This is a genomic window from Desulfovibrio sp. An276, from assembly GCF_002159665.1.
Taxonomy (GTDB): domain Bacteria; phylum Desulfobacterota; class Desulfovibrionia; order Desulfovibrionales; family Desulfovibrionaceae; genus Desulfovibrio; species Desulfovibrio faecigallinarum.
The window spans coordinates 1-23,147 of record NZ_NFJC01000009.1; the positions used below are offsets into that span (position 1 = coordinate 1).

Annotated in this window: 14 protein-coding genes; 2 read left to right on the forward strand and 12 right to left on the reverse strand. The window is 58.5% G+C overall.

What is annotated here, in order from left to right; translation table 11 throughout:
* Positions 1-314: 314 nt before the first annotated feature.
* Both B5F76_RS05535 and B5F76_RS05540 read right to left on the reverse strand, forming a co-directional pair.
* The gene (locus tag B5F76_RS05535; protein WP_087352136.1) at positions 315-737 is read right to left on the reverse strand and encodes a rhodanese-like domain-containing protein; all 423 of its coding nucleotides are present in this window, start codon (positions 735-737) and stop codon (positions 315-317) included.
* A 35-nt stretch (positions 738-772) separates the two neighbouring features.
* Complete coding sequence (locus B5F76_RS05540) at positions 773-4,186, reverse strand: autotransporter outer membrane beta-barrel domain-containing protein (RefSeq protein ID WP_162608701.1); 3,414 nt, start codon at positions 4,184-4,186, stop codon at positions 773-775.
* A 271-nt stretch (positions 4,187-4,457) separates the two neighbouring features.
* Between B5F76_RS05540 and hrpB the strand changes: the two genes are divergently transcribed.
* Complete coding sequence (gene hrpB, locus B5F76_RS05545) at positions 4,458-7,016, forward strand: ATP-dependent helicase HrpB (RefSeq protein WP_087352140.1); 2,559 nt, start codon at positions 4,458-4,460, stop codon at positions 7,014-7,016.
* A gap of 561 nt (positions 7,017-7,577) precedes the next feature.
* Here the strand turns inward: hrpB and B5F76_RS14785 are convergent.
* Complete coding sequence (locus B5F76_RS14785) at positions 7,578-8,672, reverse strand: autotransporter outer membrane beta-barrel domain-containing protein (RefSeq protein WP_162608703.1); 1,095 nt, start codon at positions 8,670-8,672, stop codon at positions 7,578-7,580.
* Between the two features lie 1,648 nt (positions 8,673-10,320).
* Between B5F76_RS14785 and B5F76_RS05555 the strand changes: the two genes are divergently transcribed.
* Positions 10,321-11,265: an alpha/beta fold hydrolase gene (locus B5F76_RS05555; RefSeq protein ID WP_087352144.1), complete on the forward strand. Its 945-nt coding sequence runs from the start codon at positions 10,321-10,323 to the stop codon at positions 11,263-11,265.
* Between the two features lie 127 nt (positions 11,266-11,392).
* Here B5F76_RS05555 and B5F76_RS05560 read toward each other — a convergent pair whose 3' ends face one another.
* The 9 genes from B5F76_RS05560 to B5F76_RS05605 all read right to left on the reverse strand — a co-directional run bounded on the left by B5F76_RS05560 (position 11,393) and on the right by B5F76_RS05605 (position 23,088).
* Entirely contained in the window at positions 11,393-12,586 is a 1,194-nt protein-coding gene (locus tag B5F76_RS05560; RefSeq protein ID WP_087352146.1) for a VWA domain-containing protein, read from the reverse strand.
* Positions 12,587-12,759: 173 nt separating this feature from the next.
* Entirely contained in the window at positions 12,760-13,413 is a 654-nt protein-coding gene (locus tag B5F76_RS05565; protein ID WP_087352148.1) for a DUF5682 family protein, read from the reverse strand.
* Positions 13,414-13,545: 132 nt separating this feature from the next.
* The gene (locus B5F76_RS05570; RefSeq protein ID WP_087352150.1) at positions 13,546-16,641 is read right to left on the reverse strand and encodes a hypothetical protein; all 3,096 of its coding nucleotides are present in this window, start codon (positions 16,639-16,641) and stop codon (positions 13,546-13,548) included.
* 8 nt (positions 16,642-16,649) lie between these two features.
* On the reverse strand, positions 16,650-17,369 hold the full coding sequence (locus B5F76_RS05575) for a DotI/IcmL/TraM family protein (RefSeq protein ID WP_087352153.1): 720 nt from the start codon (positions 17,367-17,369) through the stop codon (positions 16,650-16,652).
* A gap of 29 nt (positions 17,370-17,398) precedes the next feature.
* Positions 17,399-18,244, reverse strand: a complete 846-nt coding sequence (locus B5F76_RS05580) for an HNH endonuclease signature motif containing protein (protein ID WP_087352155.1) — start codon at positions 18,242-18,244, stop codon at positions 17,399-17,401.
* 10 nt (positions 18,245-18,254) lie between these two features.
* Positions 18,255-18,620 carry a DUF6750 family protein gene (locus B5F76_RS05585; RefSeq protein ID WP_087352158.1) on the reverse strand — a complete coding sequence of 122 codons (366 nt, stop codon included), beginning with the start codon at positions 18,618-18,620 and terminating at the stop codon, positions 18,255-18,257.
* Between the two features lie 18 nt (positions 18,621-18,638).
* A complete protein-coding gene (locus tag B5F76_RS05590; protein ID WP_087352160.1) occupies positions 18,639-19,172 on the reverse strand; it encodes a hypothetical protein in 534 nt (177 codons plus the stop codon).
* Between the two features lie 39 nt (positions 19,173-19,211).
* The gene (locus B5F76_RS05595) at positions 19,212-21,350 is read right to left on the reverse strand and encodes a hypothetical protein (RefSeq protein ID WP_162608704.1); all 2,139 of its coding nucleotides are present in this window, start codon (positions 21,348-21,350) and stop codon (positions 19,212-19,214) included.
* A gap of 301 nt (positions 21,351-21,651) precedes the next feature.
* Entirely contained in the window at positions 21,652-23,088 is a 1,437-nt protein-coding gene (locus tag B5F76_RS05605; protein ID WP_087352167.1) for a DotG/IcmE/VirB10 family protein, read from the reverse strand.
* Positions 23,089-23,147 lie beyond the last annotated feature (59 nt).

The following is a 23,147-nucleotide window of genomic DNA, read 5'->3' on the forward strand; positions in this document are numbered from 1 at the left end:
AACAGCGTTGAAAAAGCGTCTGTTGTCTCCGGCAGGGCGACCGCGCTTCCCCGTTCCATTGGGGAAGAAGGGAGCAATCTTGCACCAAAGTTCGTCAGTGATGTCATGGTGTTGATAGGCTTTGACTGTATCCATGCTGTGGACCGCTCTGGTAAACTGGAGTGATACAGTATGAAATATAACCTCTTATGGCAAAGTCGAAGTCAGATTGGCTGATTTTTGATTTTGTCAACACGACCTAAGCTGTTGTCTTTGCCGCGCAGATCAGCACAGTGTCCCGAAAACAGGCAGAGCCTTGCCACCAGCCTCTGCCTTCAATCCTCGATGGTCCAGCTGCCGTCTGCCCCGTAGCTGGGCACTGCCCTCACGTACCACATGGGCTGTTCGGGCCTAATCTTTCGCAGCTGCTCAAAGGCCCATGCGGCACGTCTGCCAGTACGGCAAACAATGACCAGGGGCCTGTCTTCGGGGATTTCGGCAAGGCGTCTCTCAAGCTCATCCACAGGGATGAGGACGGCATTGGGAATATGTCCCCTGTCATACTCGGCCCTTGTGCGCACATCGAGAAGGAAGATGTCTGTGCCTGAGTGCAAAAGCTCCAGGGAGGCCTGCGCGTCCAGAGGTCCGGGTTCGGGCGCAGTCATGACCTCCATGGGCCACAAGAGCACCACGGCCAGCACAAAGGAAGCAAACACACGATACAGACGCCCCTCGTTCAGAAAACCTCTGATTGCCATATTTTGTCCCCCAAAAAACGTGTCTGCGCAAATCGTTAGAAGGTCCAGCCGAGGTTGAGGCCCATGTTCAGGGCCGTGTAGCCAGAGCGGAAGAATTCACCGCCCACTTCCAGCTGTGCGGAAAAGTCCGAGACCGTTGCCAGGGTGAGACCCGCCTGCAAAAGCAGGCTGTCGCGCCCTGGCAATTCCGTATCCGAGGAAAACTCGTGAGCCCCGTAGTCCCTGAAGGAGGCGGAAGTTGCGAAGTTGCCGTCGAGAAGTTCGTGCCGCCACGCGGCCAGAACGTCCAGCCCAAGGCTTGTGCCATTGAAAAGCGCTGTCTGGAAGCCTGCATGGGCGCCAAGATTCATGAGCAGGGAATCGTAGAAGGCACTGTCCACATGCAGGCTTGCTGCTCCACCCTCGTCCTCGTCAATGCCCGGTCTTTGCAAAAAGGAATATTCGAAAAAGGCAAGGGGCCCCACGGTGACAAGGGTGTTTTGTTCTGGCAGGCGCAGATCGTAGCCAAGGCCTGCCAAAAAGCCGCCTGCAAATCCTGACCAGCGGCTCTCGGCCTGGCGGTTGTAGCCGTTGATGCCTATCTCGCGATCCATTTCCCCACTCTCTATGCCCAATCTCCCTTGAGCCGTCAGCCAGAAGCCGTCCCATTCTTCCGGGGCGAAGAGCGCCTGCAGGCCAATGAAGGCGGACTTTGTGTCCACCTGTGCCTCTTCAGAGTCCTGCACATGGGTGCGCCTTGCCGCAAGGGCCGCGTGGAAGCCGAAGTCGAGGCCGGAGTCGAAATGCCGTTCTGCGCCGAGAATGAGGCCTACCCCCTCGCTCTTCCAGGAGGAGAGGCCGGAATGATTGCCCTGGAAGGAGCCTGCCCCGTAGGGCGTGGCCCAGACCTGCCAGTCCCCAGTCTTTTCCGGATTTGCTGTCTTTTGCGGATGCGCGGACAGTCCCCTGTCCGCAACATGGGCAGCCCATGCCTTGCGGGTGTTTTGGGCCAGCATGCGGCGCATGATGAGCAGATTGAACTCGCTTTGCTGGGCAAGGGAAGCCCTTGCCGCAGCGTCGTAGGCGCCAGGGCCAAGGGCCTTGAGGCCCCTTGCGACACCCGTGCCGTCGCTGCCTGACCAGTCGAGAGCTTCTACCAGGTTTTGCATGTCGCCCTTGGCGCTGCCAGCAATTTTGTCCATGGCAAGGCCCACGGAATGGGCAGCGGATGTCGTGGCAAGCCTGCTGTAGGCATTGGGAGCGCGGGCGACGCTTATCCTGGGCGCATCTGCTGTTCCTGTAGACTCAAAGGACAAGATAGGTGAGGTGCCCGCAAGAAGCACAACAGAGGTAAACTTTCCTGCACATTCCCTGTCCCTGATGACAACCGGGGCTTGCGGGCTAATCTCGATCCCAGATGCGTAGTAGTCACGCATGGGGCGCAGGGCCCATGTTTCGGAAAGGGAAGCTTTGTTGGCCTGTATGCCGGTTACGGAACCATCCGCAGCGAAGCCTGTCTCAAGGGTTGCGCCCTTGTTGTTGGTGAAGGTGTCCTTGACCTCCACAACACTGCCTGTCACAGACTGGTTCAGGGCAAGATAGCCGCTGTTCGTGAGGGACAAAACCTCTACCTTGCCGGACAGGTTGAGCCTTCCGGCCTCAAGGGACATGTCTATGGACTTCTCCCCCAGGATGTTGCCGGAATAGTCCAGGACAAAGCCTGAGTCCGGGTCACCGGCTGTGCCGTCCCTGTTCGCGGCAAGGCCAAAGGTCAGGGCCGTGTGAAGCGCTTCTGCATCAGGGGCGCTTGCGTGCAGAATGGGGTTTTCGGGATCCCAAAGGGATATGATGTCCCCTTGAAGCCTTGCGCCCGTAAGGATGTTGATGTTCGAGACGAGGGCACTTTCGTCTATGTATATGGCCGCTGTAGTCCCCAAAAGATTCCCGGACACGTTGAAGGTCGAGACCATGGGGCCAGCAAGAAACTGCGACAGATTGGGCACTTGGCCGTAGTTGTCGGTCCACATCCATGAGCCGCGATATTCAGTACTGTTGCCAAGAATGTTGTCGCCAAAGTCGAAGCGCGCGGCTATGCCCCCTGGTCCAAGGGAGGTGGCCTCGCCCGCAAGGTGTATCACATGGTCCCTGCCGTAGGAGACAAGGATGGCCGAACCTCCACTTCCGTCCGCCTGTATCCTGGTCGTCTCGGGGATGTAGAGGGTGTTTTGCCGACCCTCAACACGTATGCCCACTGCCTCTGAGCCAACGGTGAGCAAATCAGCCGCCTGGGTGACCGTATTTTCGCTGCCGTAGATGTGCAGGCCTATGCCAAGGGCCGTTGTACTGGGACTTCCTTCAATCCACTGCCCGTGTTGCCGCTCATAGTAGGGGTTGATATTGACGTAGTCTTTCAGATTGTCGTGGTAGATGGAGTGCCCGAAAAAGGTCTTTCTGTCCAGATCGAGTCCCAGGTCCTGCAGGACTGCCAGTTCAGCCTCCATGAAGGTGGTCCAGTTGCGCCAATACTGATGGCTCATGAGGCTGTTTTGCAGCTCGATATGCGAAAGATCGACATAATACACAGGGTTTCCGTTTTCATCGTAATAGCCTGTAGCGTCCGTGCTGATTACCGGAATCCCCGGAACACTGTCCGCATACTCGCCGTACCCGTCCTCGGCAAAGGAGAGCTTTGCTCCGTCCAGGACCTCCTGCACGTTCGTGCCTGTGAAATAGGCGCCGGAAAAGTAGTTTGTACTTGCCAGCACGAATTTGTTCTCGTTTTCTACCCCATCAAAGACAATTTCCATGCCGGGCCGCGCGGGATTGCCGTACATGTCGCGCAGGCCTTCCGACCAGCGAGAAAAACTGGTCGAGCTGAACTTGAAGGAAATGTTGCTTGAGGAGACGTCGCTGTTTGATGAACAAGTGGCTCCTATTCCCAGGGCATGGCCCAATTCGTGCACAATGGTGGCAGAGAGGTTGAACTTGTCCCTGTTTTCAGGCAGCGCAGTGAGAGGTTCCGTGTACCAACCATTCGTGGCAGTTCCTATCTCGATGTATGCCAGAATTTCTTCCCTGTCCCCGTTTGGCCAGATGTCGTTGGCCAGGGCATTGGCAAAGATGGTCATGGGCGCAAGAGGCACTTCCCCGTCACTTGCGGCAGAGGCATTCCCCTCGATCAGGGAGGGATGGATCAGGATGCGCAGGGGAGAAGTGTTGGCTGCATTGGGCCCAAGCACGCTTTGCCAGTAGGCCAGGCCGTTTTGCAGGGCCTCGATGCTCGCCTGATCCAGGGTCCTTTCTGCAGTGAAGACTGTTCCAAGGACTTCTCCCTGTTCTCCTTCTTCGAGGATGTCCAGCCAGAACATGCCGTCGGACGCAAGAATACTTTGCCTGGCCCAAAGCGGGGATGCGGCAATAAGCAGGACGCAGCAAAGGATGGCTGTGGCAAGGAGAAGAAAGCGTTTCATGAAGGAGTTCAACCCCGCAGGTTGGAAAAAGGCATGTGTCAGGGGCCCTGTCGCAAGGCCTGGCCAACACCGTACGCAGCGTACATAGCAGACGGGCTCTGCACTGACAAACCGAAGAAATCCGCTCCAAATGGGCAAGAAAAGGGTCATTGGAAAGGCTACGACAGGCTTTGTGCCAAGGCAAGATTTGTCTTGACTTTTGAGCCCACTGGGCCGGAATATCCTGCGCGCGCAGGCTTTTTGCGCAAATCACAAGCCATGCAGGTATTCCATGCCCCTTCCCGATTTTTCGACCCTTCCCCCTCTTCCTCCTCTCCCGATCGACAGTTTGCACAATGACATTGCATGCGCCCTGCAAAAGCCTGCCTTCCTCCTGCAGGCGCCTCCCGGCACAGGCAAGAGCACCCGTGTGCCCCTCTGGGCCCTTGAGGAAACGAATGGCCGCGTGCTCCTTCTGGAACCAAGGCGCGTTGCTGCCCGCATGCTGGCCTCGCACCTCGCAGGGCTTTGCCGGACAAGTCTCGGGGAGCTCGTGGGCCTTGCCATGCGCAACGAGACAAGGGTGAGCGCAAAGACAAGGCTCCTTGTGGTCACGGAAGGGGTGCTCACGCGCATGCTCTGCGCGGATCCTGCCCTTGAAAACGTGTCCTGCGTGCTCTTTGACGAATTCCACGAGCGCCACCTTGCCTCGGACACTGGCCTTGCCCTCACCCTGCGCTGCCAGGAGATCCTGCGGCCGGATCTGAAGGTCGGCATCCTCTCAGCCACCCTGGACATCAGGGCCCTGCAGGCTCTCTTGCCAGACGCACCGGTACTTTTGGCCGAAAGGCCGGGGTATCCTGTCGAGACGCGCTACCAGCCTGTCCCCGGCACAACACCTGGAGAAAGGATTGCCCGCATGCCGGCCCACATGGCAGCCGTCCTTGCCAACCTTGCAAAGGTCGAGCAGGGAAGCATCCTTGCCTTTTTGCCTGGACAAGGGGAAATCGCCCGCGTGGCAGAATCTCTGGAAGGAAGGCTTCCCTATGGCGTGGATCTCTGGCCCCTGTACGGGCGCCTTGCCTTAAAAGACCAGCAGGCGGCACTTGCCCCTTGTGCTCCCGGCAGGCGCAAGATAGTGCTTGCCACGGACGTTGCCGAAACCTCCCTCACCATCGAGGGCGTGCGTGTGGTGGTGGACAGCGGGTTGCAGCGAAGGCCCGAGTACGACACAAGGCGCGGTGCCCAGCGCCTTGTGACACACCAGATTCCGCTCTCGTCTGCAGAGCAGCGCCGCGGCCGTGCCGGGCGCACGGAACCCGGTGTCTGCGTGCGTCTCTGGGTTCAGGCTTCCGAGGAAGGCATGGCTTCCTACGCGCGGCCGGAAATCCTTGAGGCCGATCTCGCTGGCCTTGCCCTGGATCTGGCACTCTGGGGAGAAAATCCGTCCGACCTGCCCTTTGTGACACAGCCACCCTCTGGGGCCTTCAGGGCTGCCCAGGGGCTCTTGCAGAGTCTTGGCGCTTTGGATACGAGGGGCAGCATTACGGATGAAGGGCGTCTCATGGCAGGGACAGGTCTTGCCCCACGAGTTGCCGCTACCCTGCACGTCTGCAAGGATGAGGACATGCCTGCCGCTGCCCTTTTATGCGCCCTTCTGGAAGAGGATCAGGGGCGCTACGAGGGGGACGTGGCAGGGCTTTTGGAAAGACTTTCCCGCAGCAGGGGGAGTTCCGTGTTTTCCCTGGCAGGCCTCATGCTTGCCCGCGCAAGACGTGCCTGCGGGAAAGGGAATGCAGCCGAAGAGCGTCCAGATTTTGCAAGGGCCTTGCGCGCCCTGCTCGCCCATCCCCTTGAGGCAGGACGCCTTCTTTTGCCTGGCTGGGCGGACAGGCTGGCCCTTGTGAAGGCAAGGGAACAGGGCTTAACCCGGGCTCTCACGCGCCAGGGGACAGGGGTAGTTGTGCAGGGTGCACAGGTTGGGTCACGCTTTTTCCTGGCGCTTGAAACCTCGCTTTCGGACACTGCAAGGGGTCAGGCCTTTGGCAGGGTCTCCCTTTTCTGTCCAGTGGACGAGGAAAGCGTTTTCTCGCATCCCGCAACAGTTCTTTCACGCGAGCGCGTGGTGCGGGTACAGGAAAACGGGGCAGCCATGGTGTCGGAAACAGTGCGCCTGGATGCGCTGGTTTTGGAAGAGAGGCGCGTGGACCCCCGAGAGGAAGACAAGGATGCACTATGTGACGCCCTGTGCGCCTTTGTGCTTGAGCGCGACCTTGCCTGCCTTCCCTGGGACAGGGAAACCGAATCGCTTCTTCAGCGCACAAGCTTTCTTGCCCGCGTCAAGGGCGAACCCTGGCCGAATCTGAGCAGGGAGGAGCTTAAAACACGCTCGCAGGAATGGCTGCCCAAGCTCTGTTCTTCTGTCACGGATTTGCGAACTCTGAAGTCCGGGGATCTGCTTGCGAGCATACGCGGCCTTCTTCCCTGGCAGTGTCTTGCGGAAATAGAGAAACTTGCGCCAGTGAACTGGGTCTCGCCCTGCGGCAAAAAACACCCCATACGCTACGACGAGGAAAACCCGTGCGTCGAGGTGAAGCTGCAGGAATGCTTTGGACTCACAACATCTCCCTGCGTAGCAGGAGACTCTGTCCTCACACTGCATCTGCTCTCGCCTTCCGGAGTTCGTCTTGCCTCAACGCGGGATCTCCCCTTCTTCTGGAAGGACGTCTACCCCAAGGTGCGCTCCGAGATGCGCGGCCGTTATCCGCGCCATCCCTGGCCCGAGGATCCCCTGACCGCCCTGCCCACTACGCTTACGCAAAAGGGTTTGAGGGCAAGGAATCTCATATAGAGGAACGGGTTGCTGCCAAACAGGTGCGCACAGGGAGCGTGTATCCTTCCTGTCGGACGGGTGGCAGAGGAATGCCCAGGGACAGGGCTCTGGCCTTGGCTACACTGCGAAGAGAGCCTTGCGAAATTCGTCCAGAGCCAGGCGCACTGGAACCCTTTCCTCATCAAGATACTGGTAGATCTGTCTGACGTTCTCCCCGGGTATTTCCACAAGAACACTGATGGGCCTTCCCGCACGCCCATCAGGGACTGAAGCTTTCCGATGATGGCAGTCAGCGTTGTCTTCTTCTCGTCCGCAAGGCGCTTCACTGAAAGATTGGTGATTGCTTGCCACCCAAACACAAACGTTGCGTCTTTGGCGCGCGACAATCATGTGTCTCAGGGAGATCAGCTCCATAGCTGCTGACCATTGCAACAGAAAAGGTCTGGGAGCTGACAGACGAGCAAAGGGCTAGACTCCGGGAGGAAGCATGGCCCTTTGCATTCGGAAGGATGGTTGCGGCAGACAAAGGGAGCAGATCTGCCGCAACCGGTCGTATGAGGGTTAGAGGGTTGATGGGGATTAGAACTCGTAGCGGAACATGCCGAACACGCCATGACCGGTGCTGTTCTGACCGGCCTGCAGGGTGTAGTTCACGCCCACGCTCATATTGTCGTTGCCAAACTCAAGACCAAGACCGCCCTGCCAGGTGAAGTAGTCCATCATCTGGGTTTCGAGCTCAGTGCAGGGAAGCGTTCCGAAGCGCACGTCCTGCTTGGCCTTAATGTCGCCTGCAGCAGGAATGACAGTGAAGTCAACGCTGGGCTTGAAGTACCAGTCGTTGTTCATCTCGAGTTCCTTGCTGAAGGTGATGCCCACCGGGAAGGTCCAGATGTTCTGCTGGAAGCCATCGCCCTCAAGGATTGTGCCGTCGGCGCTGTCCACATCATAGCCCCAAGTGTTGATGCTCATGTAGCGGGCGCCAACATGGGGGATGAGGTCAAGGTACTGGGTTTCGAGCTTGTACTCGAAGCGCAGACCGGCACTGATTGCGGATGCATGAATGTCCGCCTCAAGGTCGCCCATCCGCATGCCGTCGTCAACGTCCTGATTTACAGAGTTCCAGGTGGAGGTGTAGGACACGTCGCCCATGACTGCGAAGTTCTCGTACTTCCAGCCCCCGTAGGCGCCCACCCCCCAGAATGTCATGGAATTGGTGGTCTCGCTCAAATCACCGGAGCTTTCGGCATAGCCGCCACCGATATTGAACATGAGGCCAGCGCGGAAGTTGTTGGCCCAGGTGTAGTCGGCACCAAGGGAAACGCCGCCTATGTTGGCGTTGTAGCCGTAGTCAAGGTTGCCTGCTTCCATGCCAAAGCCTGTTTGGTTGGACCACAAGGGCGCAATCCAGAGGGCCAGGCCAAGCTCCTTGTCGTCCACAAGCTTGCCGTCCACGTTCATGGCCTTTGCGCCGTTCTCGGGATTGGCAAAACCCATACGATTGACTACGGTGTTGGTGGCGGAATCGGAAGCCATCTTCGTCATCTGCGGCACAGCACCCGCAAATGCCATGCGGGCTGCACTTTCGATGGTGGCTGCTCCCTTGCGGGCATCGGCAATGTAGTCGGAGTTGGCGGCACGAGACAGGAAGCGGATGCCCATGTCCTGAGAGTTCACTCCCTCCAGGTTATTGTTCCACACATGAGCCATCACAGGATTCAAGGCTTCGTCCAATCCAGGCAGTACATCACTGGCCTTGTTGATTGTTTTTGTAATAGTAACCTGCGGTTGTGTGTCACTAATATCAATTGTCGCCTGATAGCTCACCATGCGGTCAGGGGTTGTAACGACGGTTTGACTCGTTGCGTCATTGCCTGTATTGGTAATTGTAATTGGACCGTCTTCCGTAAGAAGGACGAGACTTTCTCCTTCATCTAGGAATCCAGCAGCATTGGGATCAGTAAAATTTCCTCCAGAAATATTAATTTCATGTTTACCTTCTGGGGGAGTAGTAGAACCATCAGTAGTATATTCTATTTTACCATTTACTGTTGCTTCTTCAACAATAACAGTCACAGATTCATAACCATTTTTTGGCCAATAATATGCATCAAATGCTACAGATCCTTCAGGAGCGTTAATAGTAGTTCCACCTTTTAAAACAGTTTCACCATTATTGTTTGACAACACATATTGTGTTACACCTTCAACACCATTCAATGTTACTCCATCAAGAGTAAGATTTGAATAGTTCTGTATAAGTATTTTTGCTGATTCAGATGATGCAGTAATTGTGCCATTTTTAAATGTTAATGATCCACCTTTCAATAATTGGAAACCGTTTGTTTCAGTTCCAGTAGAACCAACAGTTGGATCTGTTACTGTATACGTATGCCCATTTAAATCTATTATAAGTCCGTTTTTATCACCACTATTAATTTTAATTCCACCACCACGCCAATCTTGTAATAAAGTAACTGTATCTCCTGCATTTGCTGCATTAACAGCATCAGCCAATGAAGAATAATTTGTACCATTGACTGATGCAACATCAACTGCAAAAGATATGCTCGGAGTAGCTAGAGAAAACATGCCTACGACAACAAGTGCCCCAAAAGTGTTAAGAAGATGGCATTTTTTCAATACTGCCCGATAGCGGTTCAACAGATTTCCGATTGCTCCCTTCGTCTGTTTCATACAGCCATATCCTCCAGTAATTACAGACTGTTCAAATGACTTGCACAGAAAAAGCGCCTCCCTAAAGTTCGCTTTTCGCCATGCCCATGGGGCATACCGGGCAAGCCGCCGAAAATGGAATGCTGACAGATACACTGTCAGTTTGTTCGGAGCCATCTGAGCCAATTTAACAATATATTATTATTGTAAATACTGAAAAAAATAGTTTTTAAATTTTAATGTCAGAACACAAAATAGGGTATTGCCACTTTTAAATATCTATGATAACAGGATTTTAAAGTTCAACTGACAGTGTATCTGACAACTTTTTTATAAAAGTAATGGATTTCTATCAAAGAGAACACGATAGCTACAATCGAAATACGATCTTTTTCTCCCAAGTTTTCCCACTTACATTCCTGCCCCCAGCGACCTATCCTAACCCTCATGCACCAGGGCGCATCCTTTTGAAGAAAAGCCCTCCGCCAGCGAATTTTCCCCCTTCCAGGGGCTGCCCTTTTCTCGCAAAGCCGTGTATCCTCAAAGCCCCCCCAAACTACGCACGGCCTTTCCGGGGCCTTGCGCTCGTCACAGGTTCCCCCGTCTTTCGGCCATCCCTGGCCTTCACCTCTTGCTGCTGGAGGGTACCATGCCCGCACACAAGCTTTGTGCACTTCTTGTCCTGATCGTAAGCCTTCTTCTGGGCGCCCAGGCACAGGCCTACACTGCCTCTATTCCCTTTGACCAACAGGTTGTGCCCCTTGAGCGCAATGGCGTGCGCCTGCATCTCGACCGCATAGCCCTTGCCGACACTCAACCAGCCAAGCAGATCCTGCTTGTGCACGGCCTCACCTACTCTTCCCACGAATTTGACGTGGACTACGCGGACTACAGCCTTGCCCGCTTCCTGGCAACACAGGGCTATGCTGTCTGGCGCCTGGACGTGGCTGGCTACGGCTCTTCAGAGGACGTAAAGGACGGCTTCATGCCCAATTCAGACTACGCTGCCGAAGACGTCGCGGCTGCGGCAAGAACCATCATAGCCCAGAGCGGCCAGAAGAAGATCGACGTGCTTGGCTGGAGCTGGGGCACTGTGACCAGTGGCCGCTTCGCTGCAAAGCACCCCGAGCTTGTACGCAGGCTTGTGCTCTACGCTCCCATCCTTGTGGGCCTTGGCGAGGCCAAGGTGACAGCACCCTTCAATGCAAACACCTGGGTCCACGCTGCGGGCGACTTCCAGGTTACGGCCAGCGGCGACATAGACTACACCATCTGCGAGCCAGCAGTGGTTGCGACCTTCCAGTCCAATGCCTGGAGGTACGACAAGGATTCCAGCCCCAACGGTGGCAGAAAGGACCTTCTGGTGAGCGATACGGTGCGCCTCATTCCCTTCGAGCGCATCACTGTCCCCACCCTGGTCATCTGCGGAGACAAGGATCCCTATCTGAAGCTCGACCGTATCAGGGAAGCCATGCCGGAACTGGCTTCCAAGGAGAGCCGACTCTTTGTGATCGAGGGTGCAGCGCACGCCATGATGATGGAGCGCCCCTACTACAGACTCTTTCGCGAAACTGTCGCAGACTTTCTCAAGTGATGCGCGCGTAGCGTGAGCTGATACAGTCCCTTTGTGAAGCCCGGGCGAGCCTTGAGTGGCCACCCGGGCTTTGCTGTGTCTGGTTACGGCTGGCAGGCTGTAATGCCGCATTTTTCTGACGTCAGGCTCAGCCCGCCCGGCCGTTCACCCCTTTTTCGGCAAACAGGGAAGCGATGTTCCGCCCGCGCAGGGCTGCATCCAGCAGCTGCGGCAGGCGCTCGGGATGGCAGGCAAAGCAAGGGATGCCCAGGGCGGCCACCCGCTTCGCCATATCGGCATTGTAGTAGGGCTTGCCTCCATTGGTCACCGCCAGCAGGCAGATGACAGTCACCCCAGAGTGCCTGAACTCCTCCAGCCGCCGCAGCATGCCAGCCTGGTTGCCTCCCTCGTCCAGATCGGAGATGAGGAAGAGCAGCGTGCGGGAAGGCTGTTCCACCAGTTGTCCGCAATAGGCCAGCGAACGCTCGATATCCGTGCCGCCGCCGAGCTGGAAGCCGAACAGCATGTCCACCGGATCCTCGCAGCGTTCGGTCAGATCCACGACGCTGGTGTCGAAGGCTACCACATGGGTCTTCAGCGCGGCCATGCTCGCCAGCACGCACGCCACCACAGAGGCATAGATGATGGACTCGCTCATGGAGCCACTCTGGTCGATGTCCAGGATGACAGTACGGCGATGGGCGGCGATATGGTTCCGCGCAAAAAAGTAGAAGCGTTCGGGGATGATGATGCCCAGCTCCGGCTGATAGTTCTTGAGGCCGCGGGCGATGGTGGTGCGAAAGTCCAGCGCCGCCGCCGAAGGGATGGGAGAATGCTGCCGCCTGTCCAGGCCCGCAGTCACGGCGCGGCGGATATCATCCGCCAGCAGGCGGTCGATCTCTTCCACGATGCGACGGATGAAGTTTCGCACGTTCTCCTTGCTGCGCTCTGGCACCTGTTCCATGAGGTTGAGCAGCATGCTCGCCAGACTCATGTCCGGCTCCAGATTGTCCAGCAGTTCCGGCTCCAGCAGCAGCTGCTTCAGGCCGCAACGTTCAACGGCATCCTCCTGAAGGATGGTGAGGAGATCCCTGTTGAAAAGACTGCGGATGTCTCCCAGCCAGCGGACGAGCCGCGGACTGGACATCTCTCGCCCGGCGCCGCGTCCGCCGCTCTTCCTCCCGTCTGCCGAGGCTGCTCCATGCTGGTAGATGGCGTCCAGCGCCTGATCCATGAGAGCCGCCTCCCCTTCCAGTGCGCAGCCTCCCATGCGCTCGAAACTCTGCTGGCTTTCCGCACCGAGAATGAGCCGCCAGCGCAGCAGCCGTGTCGTGTCATCCATGTGCCTCTCCCGCTCCTACAGATCGTCAAAGTTGAAGGACCCGATATCCTGCAACATCTCTTCCGCTTCGCCGCTTAAAGCGGCATTGAGGGTCTCGCTGACCTGTGCGCCATCTAGTGTTTAATTGCAAAAATTCGCCATACTACTTCGGTAATGAAATTCAATGATTTCATCTAGATATAAGTTTGCGGACTTTTCGATTTAGACACTAGTCCCCAGATCTCTCCCAGATTTTCCGCGATGCTGTTCTTTTCTCCGGCGGAAAAATCGGCCAGGGCATGCCGCAGCACCAGCAAAGCCCGTTTGAAGCTCTCATCGTCCAGAGTGTCGACATACTGCGAGAGCTCTTCCCAGAGAGAACGACGTCCCATGAGCGCATGGCGGTTGCGCCTGACCAGTCCGGCAAACCAGCCAGCGCCCCTGTCCACCGGCATGCCCGGCGAGAGACGGCGGCGGACGAGGACTTGCAGGAGGTCGTCCGGCATCTTGCCGCGCTCCAGCAGGATGGCCGCGGCGAGACCGGACAGGCAGGCATTGCCGTCGTCCCGTTCCGCCTGGTCCTCCAGCATCCTCAGCCAGAAGGCCTCATCTAGGACGGCATGGGCCCGCGCCACGCCATCGAGGCTGTCCATCGCGGACAGCACCGGCCCGGCCGACTTGTCGTCACAGTCGCAGGCTGCGGGAAGCAGCAGACAGCAGCGCAGGAAGATCTGTTGCAGCAGCGGTTCCAGAGGCCGGGTATCCATGCGCCGCACATCGCCGAAACGCAGCACGAAGGACAAACGGGCTGCCGTGCCGGCCAGGCTCCGAAAAATGTTCAGCCCCAAATGACAACAGCCGGAAAGAGAAAATGCATACTTTCCCCTTTCCGGCAGTCCGTGTTTCCTGTCCTTCGCATTTTAGTCCACACAGGTGTGGACTGGAAACATGATTTCTGCTGCACGTACTTTGCAAAAACGCTATTCTTGTCTGTTTCTCCTTGCATCCTCCCTGGCCCTTTCCTCCAAATCCCTTGCGATGTGCTCCACCACGTCCTCGGGCACGAGCCCCGTATTCTCCATGGCAAGACGCCTGCGCTCGGCTTCCTCCTTTATGCTGCCGCCCGGATAGTAGCGCGCAAGGCACTCAAGGGCCCTGGAGACCCCAAGGGTTCCGTAGAGGCGATTGCGCACCCGCATGTCCTCTGCCGTGGTGGTAAAGGCCCATTTGGCAAAGCTTCCGGCAGTGCAGGTGAGGTGCTGTATGGAGGTCCCAAGCGATGTGCGAAAGAGTGCAACCAGATCGGCACCAGCACTTGTGGGGCGCGTGATGTTGCGCAAGGCGTAGCGTGCGGCCTCGTTGAGGCCAAAGCGTCGTGCTATCTCGTCCGTCTCCCTGGCAGTGCCAGAGCCTAGCACGTAGATGCTTGTGGCAAGCTCAACCAGGACTTGCGGAAAGTCCCCAAGCTGCTGCGAGTAGAGGCAGATGGACAGATTCTGCTTTCGTGCCTCGCGGCTGGCAGTGGTCAAGTCCGCAAGGATCTGACGCGAGAGGGGGTTCAGCATGTCCTGGCAGCTTGCCCTGTGGAACTCGTCGTAGCAAAGCCTCTTTGGGTCAGCTGCAAGGGCCTCGAGCCTTGGCCTGTGCCAGGAGCGATACCGCAAAGGTATGCGGTCGATGTCTGCCGTGGTGGTGAAAAAGTGCCCTGCCCCCACGTGGCGTGCAAGCATGTACATGATGCCGGACTGGCGCTCTGCCGCAGGACCTCCCCTGGGCGTCACCTCCGAAAGATCCAGGCCCACAATCTGTGCCTCGCCAAGGCCGAAGCGGGTGGGAGAAGCCAATATTGGATACTCGCGCAAGGCCGTGGTCAGGTGCCGTACGCAGGCCTCGGGCACGCTCTCCGCGGATCCGGGAAGCCTGAGACTGGCAAAGCGGTCGCGAATCAAAGGATCGTTGAGCTCTGCCAGAAAGTCCGTGAGCTGGGGCACAGCGTGGCGCTGGGCGCGTATGGCAAGTGGGATCTCGCCTTCCTCGAAAAGCTCGCGCACTATCTCCCACCAGGTGGTTGTGCGATCAAAGCGTACCCCTTGCTCCCGCATCCAGGCTGTAACGGTTGGCTCAGGGTAGGGATCGAAGCGCCTTGGTCCTGGCCCTGTGGGTCCCATGCGGCGATAGACTGCGTCCAATGCCTCGCGCAAGAGATCCATGATGCCGTCCGCAGGGGCTGTCTCGCTCAACGGCGTGCACAAGAGGGCCAGAAGGTTTATGAGAAAGCTTGCGTGGGCCGGCAGGGGCCTTTCGCAGCCAAGGGGTGTGTCAAAGGGGTTTATGGCAGCCTCACGCACGTTGCGAAGCCTCGCAAAGACTGCCAGATGGCGCTTTTCCTTAGGAAGGCTTTGGCGAACAAGCTCTATGACACCTGCACAGGAGGGGCCGATGTCGATGACAGTGAGCCAGGGAAGCCTTGTTTGCCCTGGGCGCAGCACAAAGAAGAAGTTCAGGGTGTTGAGGAAGAAGGACTTGCCGGATCCCATGCCGGCAAAGCAGATCTCGTTCCAGCTGGCCTGCAGGGAGTGGAAAAGCCCCATGGGCATGAGCTTGCCGTCCGGTGTGCGCAAGGGGACATCGCACCCCTTCCCCTCCCAGGGCGAGGTTGGTCGAAAGAGCGGCATAAGGCGCACTGCCTCGTCAAGGGGTGCTATGGCCCTTGGGGAAGGCTGATTGGGTGCACAGGCTGGGAGTGTCGCGCAATAGAGTGCCAGAGGGTCACCACAAAGAAAGGAAGTGTCGCAGGCACCCCAGGCCTGTACGGCAGAGGCAAGGCGTGCAGCCTGCCTTGCAAGGGCAGCCCTGGCACTGGCAAGGTCCGCATGATCATACACGCGCACCCAGGTGGCAAGGCAAAGCTGAAAGCCCACGGCGCAGCCGCCCTGCAGGGCAAGTTCCCCAAGTGCGCGATAGCTTCGCTGCAGCATCCTGTTTGTGGGGGAGGCGAAACTCAAGATCGAGGCTGCCGCGGATTTGAGTGCTGTCCCACGCATGCCATCCCCGGAAAGCAGGAAGGATGCTCTCCAGGGAAGTTTTTCTGCCAGAAGTGAGCGAAAGAGGCTTGCAAAGGGCAGGATGGTCTGGGGCGGCAGGGTAAGCGCCAAGGGCGCATAGAGCCTGTCGCAAACCTCCACGTACCTGCCGGCAACAACCCTTGCCCCGCAGGGCCAGATCTGCCGTGCTATGGTAGGGTAGAGAACGTGGGTGAGGTCGTGCTCGGCGCTTCCCCTCTCCTTCTCGCGCACAGGCAGCCTATCGCCAGGAAGGAGGGGCCGCCAGCATTTCCCCGTAAGCTCCGGCACATTGCACCTTCGTATGGCCGAGACAGCGGCATGGGCATCAAGGGGCACAAGACGAAGGCCTGCACTGGTAAGCCTCTCGCACACATTGCGCACAAAGGCCTTGTGCACATCACGCATGCGTCCCACAACGACCCTGCCTGTCTGGGCCTCGCGCGTTCGCACAAACGGAGCAGGCTCATCCAGGTTTTCCCTAAGGGCTTTTTTTAGTTCCGCCCTGGTCAGGATGGAGGGTTTGGTCCAAAGGGCAAGGAAGGCTTGCTCGGATGCGCAATAGCGCCCAAGGGTCCCTTCCCAGTCGTCGAGCACCTTCAAAAGCGCAAGATCCAGGTTTTTGGCGCTTGCCCTGTGGGGTGCAAGGGCCTTTTGTACCCTCTCCCTGCCCTCTTGCGGGTCACAGGAAAAGACCATTTGCAGGGCATGGCCCTCGCGGGAGAGCGGGGTTGCAAGTGTCTGGGCTAATCCCTCGCACACGGCCTCGTACTCCTCGGGGCCCACCAGGCGTAAGCTGCCTTCAAGTTCAACCAGGGTGACCATGGCAGCGTTGTCGGCAACCAGTATGCCAAAGCCGTCACCAGCCTTTCCTCCGCCCTGCGCGCCACCCTGTTCATCACCCAGCTCATCACAGGTATGCAGGGGGCAGAGCGAGGTGGGTGTTATGCCGAAAAAGTCCCGCACGGCCAAAATACAGCGGTCGAGCGAGGCAAAAAATCCTTCAAGGGACATGTGTCCTCCTACTGTATACTCTGGCGCCTTGTGGTCACAAGGCTTGAGATGGCAACGCCCATGGGAAAGTCCGTGGCAGGCACCCGCTGCACCTGGGCCACTACGGTCACGGCATTGTTGGAAATGCGGCCAGCCGAGGTCTCGTAGCTCACAAGCAGAGGCAACTCGAACTCCCACACGAGGGTGCCCTGCACGACACCGGAACGTGTGAGCACCGGCGTTCCCTGTATGACAGCGTGCATGAGGGCGCGTTGCTGCCGCAAAAGCGGCAAATGCCCCTCGCGGTCAAGGGAGAGGGCAAAGCCCACAAAGGCCTTGCGGGTAAAGTGGGCGCGAGCCTCGTTGAGCTGCCTTTTCCAGTTCAGGTAGTCCAGGTTGAAGGACAGGGTGACTGCCTCGGAGACCCAGTTCTTGAGCGCAGCCTCATTCAATATGGGCTCGGAGAGCGGGGTCATGGGCAAGAGCTTCATGTCCCTGGACATTCCGAAGTACACGGGCTCCGGACGAAGCAAAACGCAGCACAAAAGGGCGCAAAGAAGGACAAGGTTTGCGAGGGAAAGACAGAGCGCCCCCTTTTGCGTCTGCCTAAGCTGCCTTCGCAACGACAAGATCCCCTCGAAGGTGCCATAAGCCCCTACATACACGTCGTCTTCGTTGGCCCTGTCGACCCCACCGACTCTCTGGCTACGCTTTTTGTCCTGATCGTTCCTCTTGTTTCCAAAGAACATGTTTTCCTCCCATCCGGCCTGTCAGCTTTTTACGTTCTTCCCTGTACCAGCTCCCTCTCCCGCACCCAGATGACAGCCCAGTCCCTGGTGTCGCTCCCGAAGGCGTAGGTTTTGGAATAGGCCACGGCAGACGGGTGAGAGCGGTAGTCAAAGGCGTAGCGAAGGCCGTGCAAACGCCTTGCAAGCCGTGCCCGATCATATACGGATCGCTTGCGTGCAAACTCTCCCAGAAGGCGCCCAAAGCCCTGCTGATCCTCCGAGACAAGAAGGCCCATATCGACGCCATCAAGCTGGAAAAGCCCTTCCGGGATGCCAAGGCCATGCAGGGCCCTGTCAATGCGGGCGAGACGCTCCCTCACGTTCAAGGCAAGCCTGTCCTGCGCGTCCAATGCATCCATCCCCTCAGGCGCATCCGGCATGCCTGCCCTGGCCGAAAGAGTTGCGCAGCGCACTTCCGCCACTGCCCGCAGGTGCGCAGTGAGGGTGAAGAAGCGCTGTTCGATATGGGGTGCCCAGACGATATGGCCCGGGAAAAGCCCCCGGGCCAGCATGACGTCCGTATGCATGAGGCCGTGGCAGAAGGGACAAAGGCAGACGAGGTTGTCGGGGTCGGTGTTTTCGGGATCGTGGTCCCTGTGGTGCACCTCCATGCCGCCATACACGTCCCCGTTGTCTGGCTGGGAGCGCACGCCGCAGGCCTCGCAGGTCCAGGAGGAGGCGTGCAGGATGGAGAGGGCTGAGCGCGTACGATCAAACCCGCTGCCAGTGCCTGCGCCCTTTATGACGTCACTTCTTCCGACATATCGTATGTCCATGACGTCGTTTGCGAAGTTGCCCCTGGCAAGGACGCCTGCCATTGTCAGAATATCCGCCACATGCCCTCCTTTAGAGCCCTATTTCGCTGAGTTCCGGCGTGCCAGTGCCAAGGGTACCGGCACCCATCTGGGTGATGGTTGCGAGACCCAGAAGGCAGCAGCCTATGATGATGGCAATGATGGCCCCGCCCTTGGGAGCGCCTGGCTGCTGGGAGCGGGACCACAGCTGCCAGAGGCCAAGGCCAACGAGGGCAAAGCCTCCAAGCGCAAAGCCTGCCTGCAACAGGGGCCCGAAGCGGGTGAGCTCGTTTTTCACGTTGTCCGCCATGTCGCCAAAGCTCGAGGCTGCATGGGCGGTTTGGGCGCAAAGGGTAGCCACGAAGGCAACAAGAAGAGCCGCCCTCGCGAACACGGATTTGGGTATGGTTTTGAACATGAGGTTCTCCCTTGTATGTCAGCTTCCCAGCAGGGCGCGCACAGTGGACTCAAGCGTTCCGCCCACCGTGGAGCCCAGGGTCAGCATGAAGGTCTTGATGTTGAGACAGAGGACGCCGCCAAGTATGTGGGTTGTGGCTGGCCAGAAGGTGCGGGCCCCAAGGGCCGCCTCCTTCAAAAGCACCAGTCCCTTGACCACCTGATAGGCGCCAACCAGCATGACTATGGTGACTGCCAGGCGTATCATGGGCTCAAGCCCGCCAACGCTTCCAACCGACACCGAGACCATGTCGGAGGGTGCCGATTCGGCAAAGACCGACATGGTGAGTGCGTCCACGACACTGGTAAAGGAGGCAAGGAGAGCGCCTGTGAGGAAGGCCGCAAGCTGCGGCAGGGCTGCCCTGTGCCTGTACTCGCCTGTCCGCCTCAAAGAAGCGAGCGCAAGTCCCATAATGGCAAAGCCTGCAAGGACACTCGTTGCCCGCACAAGGGGGTAGAAGGGCTGAAGGCTCTGGGCGATGTTTGTGCATGCCTCAAGAAAGTCGCTCTCCAAGATGGCCTCCCGAGTTTGTTTGGGGGTACAGATGGCAGGTTAGCGGCGCCAGAAGAGATCGCCCTTCGAGGTCGCAACCCTGCCCTTTGCGTAGTCGATGTCGACGATTGCGAGATCTTCTATTGTGGAACCTGCCCGCACCTTCCAGTCTCTGCCAGATGCGTCACGCAGGATGGCAAAGTCCTCGTGCAGGCCCTGCACGCGCCAGTCCGCAGGGCCCCTGCTGGCCTGTTTCACGGCCCTTGAGACAGTCCTTTCCGAAGTCGACCTGGAAGCTTTCGCAGACTTCTCGGCCCTTGCGGAGCGTGCCTGCCTTGCCTTTCTGGCTTCCTTCGCCAGAAGGGCTCTTTCAAGGTCCTTTTGCAGGCTCTGTACAGCAGACTGCAGGGTGTTCAGGCCCTCGAGCACCCGGACTGTCCTCTCGTCCATGGCACCCAATACACTGTCCAGGGTGGACAGCGAGGTGCGCACAGTATCAAGCTCCATTGCCAGGGCACGCAGTGCATTGAGCGTAGCGTCCCCTGCCGGGTCTGCCGGGTCTGCCGGGTCTGACTGGTCTGACGGAGCCGGCACCGCAGCCTTTTCCTGTTCTGGAACCTGCCGTATCGTGGCATCCGTGTCAGGAGCGGAAGCAGACGCGGGAGCAAGGTCGGCTGCTTCCAGGCTCTTTGCTCCGTCTGCAGCCTTCTCTTCCGGCCTGTCTTGCGGGGTATCTGCCGGGGTGGCTGGCACGCCGGCCTCCTCCTGCGCCTCAAGGCCAAGGCTTTCCAGGATGGCAAGCTCCCTCTGGGTGTCCTTCTCGCTGGCCCTGGTTGCCTGCCTTGCTGGCTGTAGGCTTGTCTCTGGCCCAGAAAGTGTGCTCCAGAAGTATCCTGCCGCAAGGGCCAGGAACAGGGCCACAAGCCCAAGGAACAGGATGCGGGACCTGTCCCTGCCATTCCCGCCACTTCCGCCAGGCTCGTTGGCAGAACCGGGTTCGTCGCCAGCCTCGGACGAGACATTGGACGTGACAGCACTCGCCCTTGCCCGAGCGTCTGCCTGCCAAGCTTCGGCCTTGTCCTGGGAAGCGTCGGACTTGGGGCTTTGGGCTTCGTCCCTTTGCTCTTCAGGGACCTGTTCTTCGGCTCTCTGGGCACCGAAGAGCCGCTCCTCCGCAGTGGGGGCAAACTGTGCCCTCAAACTTGCTATCTGTCGCACGGCAATCTCCCCTGCCGTGCCATAGCTGGCCGTTCCCAGAGCGTCCCTCCCGTCGTCAAAGCCGTGCGGGCCGTTGTCGCTGCTCACGGGCTCAGGCTTAGGGTTGTTCCTGGCGAGTTCCTGGAAGTGGGAGGCAGCATCGGGGATGGCGTAGAGACTGCCATCCTCGCCAACACCAGTCACCGGGCGGGGGATGGGTGGAGCCTCCCTGTCCCTGAAGTCCGTAAACTCCGGGACTTCCTCCACATACATGTCTTCCTGAGCATTTTCCACTCTGTCAGACAAATCCTCTTCCCTGACGTCGTCCTGCAGTTCTTCGAGAACGCTGTCGGGAACGCTTGCAGCCCTGCTCTCCAGGGCAGCCCTCCTGGCCGGAACCAGAGGCCTGGGTGCTCTCCTCGGGAAGACCCTTGGTGCAGGCAAAGCGTTCGGGGCTTGGCCGGCTGATTGTCCGCCTGCCTGGCCCATGGCCTGTACGGAAGGATTGGCAGTTGCGCCCGTCCCTGCCAGGGGCTTTGTGGCAGGCTTTGCACCTGTCTTGGCGGCTGTTTTGCAAGCCGCCTTCGAGGCTGCCTTCGACGCAGACGCTGTCTTTGTCGCCTTGGGGGCATGCTTTGGCCTCATGGTAGTGGCCTTAAGCGCATCCTTGTCCACGTAGAAGAGCGACTTTTGCTCAGCTACTGTCCCAGGCTCGGGTTCAGTTCCTCGCCCTGTCTTCCGCCTGCTACTACGCCCAGCTTCCTTGCCTTCCTGCGCAGTCTCTTGCGCAGCTTCTTCGGAAGCCCGCCCTGAAAGGACATGCTGTAGCTGTTCTTCTTCCCCGCTGCCCTGCTCTGGCAGGGCGTGCAGGATTGCGTCGCCTGCCCCTGCGCTCCAAGGGGCGATGGCTCTTGCACCACTACCAGATCCTGTGCCGGAACCTCCTTCGTATTCTGCGTCTGTACCTGCGTTCCAGTCGGATCCGGACTCGGCGTTTCGCATGCGGCAGGGTCTGAGGGGTGTTCTGGCGCATCCTGCCCCCTGTTCCGTCCCGAAAAAAGCGTCTGCCAAAGATGTTTCAATGCTCCCTGCATTGATTCCTCCGTATATCGCATCCGAATGAGGCAATGCTTGCCTCATTCCGGCTTGGGTTCGAGTGTTTGTGGTATGCATGAATGCTCCTTGTTGTAGCGTGTCAGCCTCAAAATGGCCTGATAGCGGCCTTGTAGCCGCCAGATGCTTGAGCCTGACGTTTTGGTGAAAGTTCCAGGGGCAAACCTTCTCCTTGCATTTCCCCTTGCAGCTACCTTTGCAGGGGGAAAGCCCTGGCACCACCACTGAACGTTCTCACGAGGGTGCCTGCAGGAGGGTTTTGGGCGGATGCATTTTGTCCATGGCTTCCCCTGGCCCTTGCCTGTTCCTCGGCTATTTCCCCGGCAATGCCTGCACCAGTTTCTGTGACCTTTCGAACAACCCCTGGCGTTACTGTCCTGCTTCCTGTTCTTGGCAGGCGCAGGAGCAAAACGCCCATGGCTGTTCCGGATTCGAGGGTGACGGTAGGAGCCCTGCCAAAGCCGCGGTCGAGCGCGTTGGCAGCCCTCTCGCCTGCCTTGCCTGCGGCTATCCACATCTCCTCGCCAAGGCTGTAGTCGGGAACGGACCAGCCTGAGCCATAGATGGTGGTGTGTGCCGAGGTTCCGGACCTCTCCACTGCCTCGCCGAAGCCTTCGAGAAAGCTTGCGGCCACAAGCCCGCCCCAGCGCTCAAGCACATGGTTGTCCACGTCCGTGCGCACTGCAGTCCTGTCCGTCGCAGGGTCAATGGCAAAGCCGGCTATGTCGTGTACGCTCCCGTCCTGGGCGGCCAGTTCGCTGAACCGCAAAACCAGATGCTCGTTCAGTCTCTGGAAGGATCCGACCACCCTGGCACCCCTGTAGGGACCACTCACCACCTCCACCATGGCAGGTCCTGGTGCGTCACTGTCCAGTGTCACCCTGTTCACGCATTGCAGGATGTCGCCAACCTTGAGGCCGGGAAGGCCGCTTGGGCTTCCCTCTTCCTCAACCTTTGCCACCCTTTTCGGGGCAGGCTCGTTCAGGACAAGGGCAAGCTGTACCTGGGGCTCGCGGGTCTTGATGCCCGCAAGGTAGGCACGCATGGGGGCTGTCCTGTCTTGCTCATGCCTTGCTGAACGAGCGTTGGTCTCGCGTGAGACACGCTGGGGCCGTAGTGTTTGTTGCGGTTGTGGGCGTGGTTGTGGTTGATCCCTAGCCGCCTGTGGCTCATCCGAGGGCTTTGGCTTCTCCCTCGGCTCCGGTGCGGGGACAGGCACTGGCACCGGGTTTTTGCGCACGTCCGCAGCTGGCGCCACGAAGCTTTCGCCCTTTTCAAGGGCCTCTCTTGCCTTGTCCTCGCTGTAGCGTGCCAGGTTTTTTCTGTACTCCTGCGAGGTCTGTGTCTCGACCCTGTTCGTTCGCGCAGCCTCCGGGGCCATGGCGCCTACGCGCACCTCACCCTCTTCACTGGCAGAACAGCTTTTCAAGGAAAGCGCCACAAAGCCCACCATGCCTATGAGGACAAGCCAGGGCAGAAGCCTGAGCCAAAGCCCACGCCGCTCATAGCCTGCCTGGAGGACCAGGGGCTCCGCCTTGTCGTCAGGGGTATCTGTAGCCCCTGCACCCGTATTTGTGTCCCGCATGTTTTGGGCCTGCAGTGTCCTTCCTGCATATCTTTCGGTCACTTGCGTGCAACACCTCCCGCACGTTGCCTGTTGTATTTTGTCGGCCCAATGCCGTTTCC

What these genes read in the sequence shown, in the direction of transcription:
- B5F76_RS05575 (WP_087352153.1), bottom strand. Translation starts at nt 17,369, where the DNA reads ATGTTCTTTGGAAACAAGAGGAACGATCAGGACAAAAAGCGTAGCCAG.
- B5F76_RS05560 (WP_087352146.1), bottom strand. Translation starts at nt 12,586, where the DNA reads ATGGATGACACGACACGGCTGCTGCGCTGGCGGCTCATTCTCGGTGCG.
- B5F76_RS05555 (WP_087352144.1), top strand. Translation starts at nt 10,321, where the DNA reads ATGCCCGCACACAAGCTTTGTGCACTTCTTGTCCTGATCGTAAGCCTT.
- hrpB (WP_087352140.1), top strand. Translation starts at nt 4,458, where the DNA reads ATGCCCCTTCCCGATTTTTCGACCCTTCCCCCTCTTCCTCCTCTCCCG.
- B5F76_RS05540 (WP_162608701.1), bottom strand. Translation starts at nt 4,186, where the DNA reads ATGAAACGCTTTCTTCTCCTTGCCACAGCCATCCTTTGCTGCGTCCTG.
- B5F76_RS05595 (WP_162608704.1), bottom strand. Translation starts at nt 21,350, where the DNA reads ATGCGAAACGCCGAGTCCGGATCCGACTGGAACGCAGGTACAGACGCA.
- B5F76_RS05585 (WP_087352158.1), bottom strand. Translation starts at nt 18,620, where the DNA reads ATGTTCAAAACCATACCCAAATCCGTGTTCGCGAGGGCGGCTCTTCTT.
- B5F76_RS05570 (WP_087352150.1), bottom strand. Translation starts at nt 16,641, where the DNA reads ATGTCCCTTGAAGGATTTTTTGCCTCGCTCGACCGCTGTATTTTGGCC.
- B5F76_RS05535 (WP_087352136.1), bottom strand. Translation starts at nt 737, where the DNA reads ATGGCAATCAGAGGTTTTCTGAACGAGGGGCGTCTGTATCGTGTGTTT.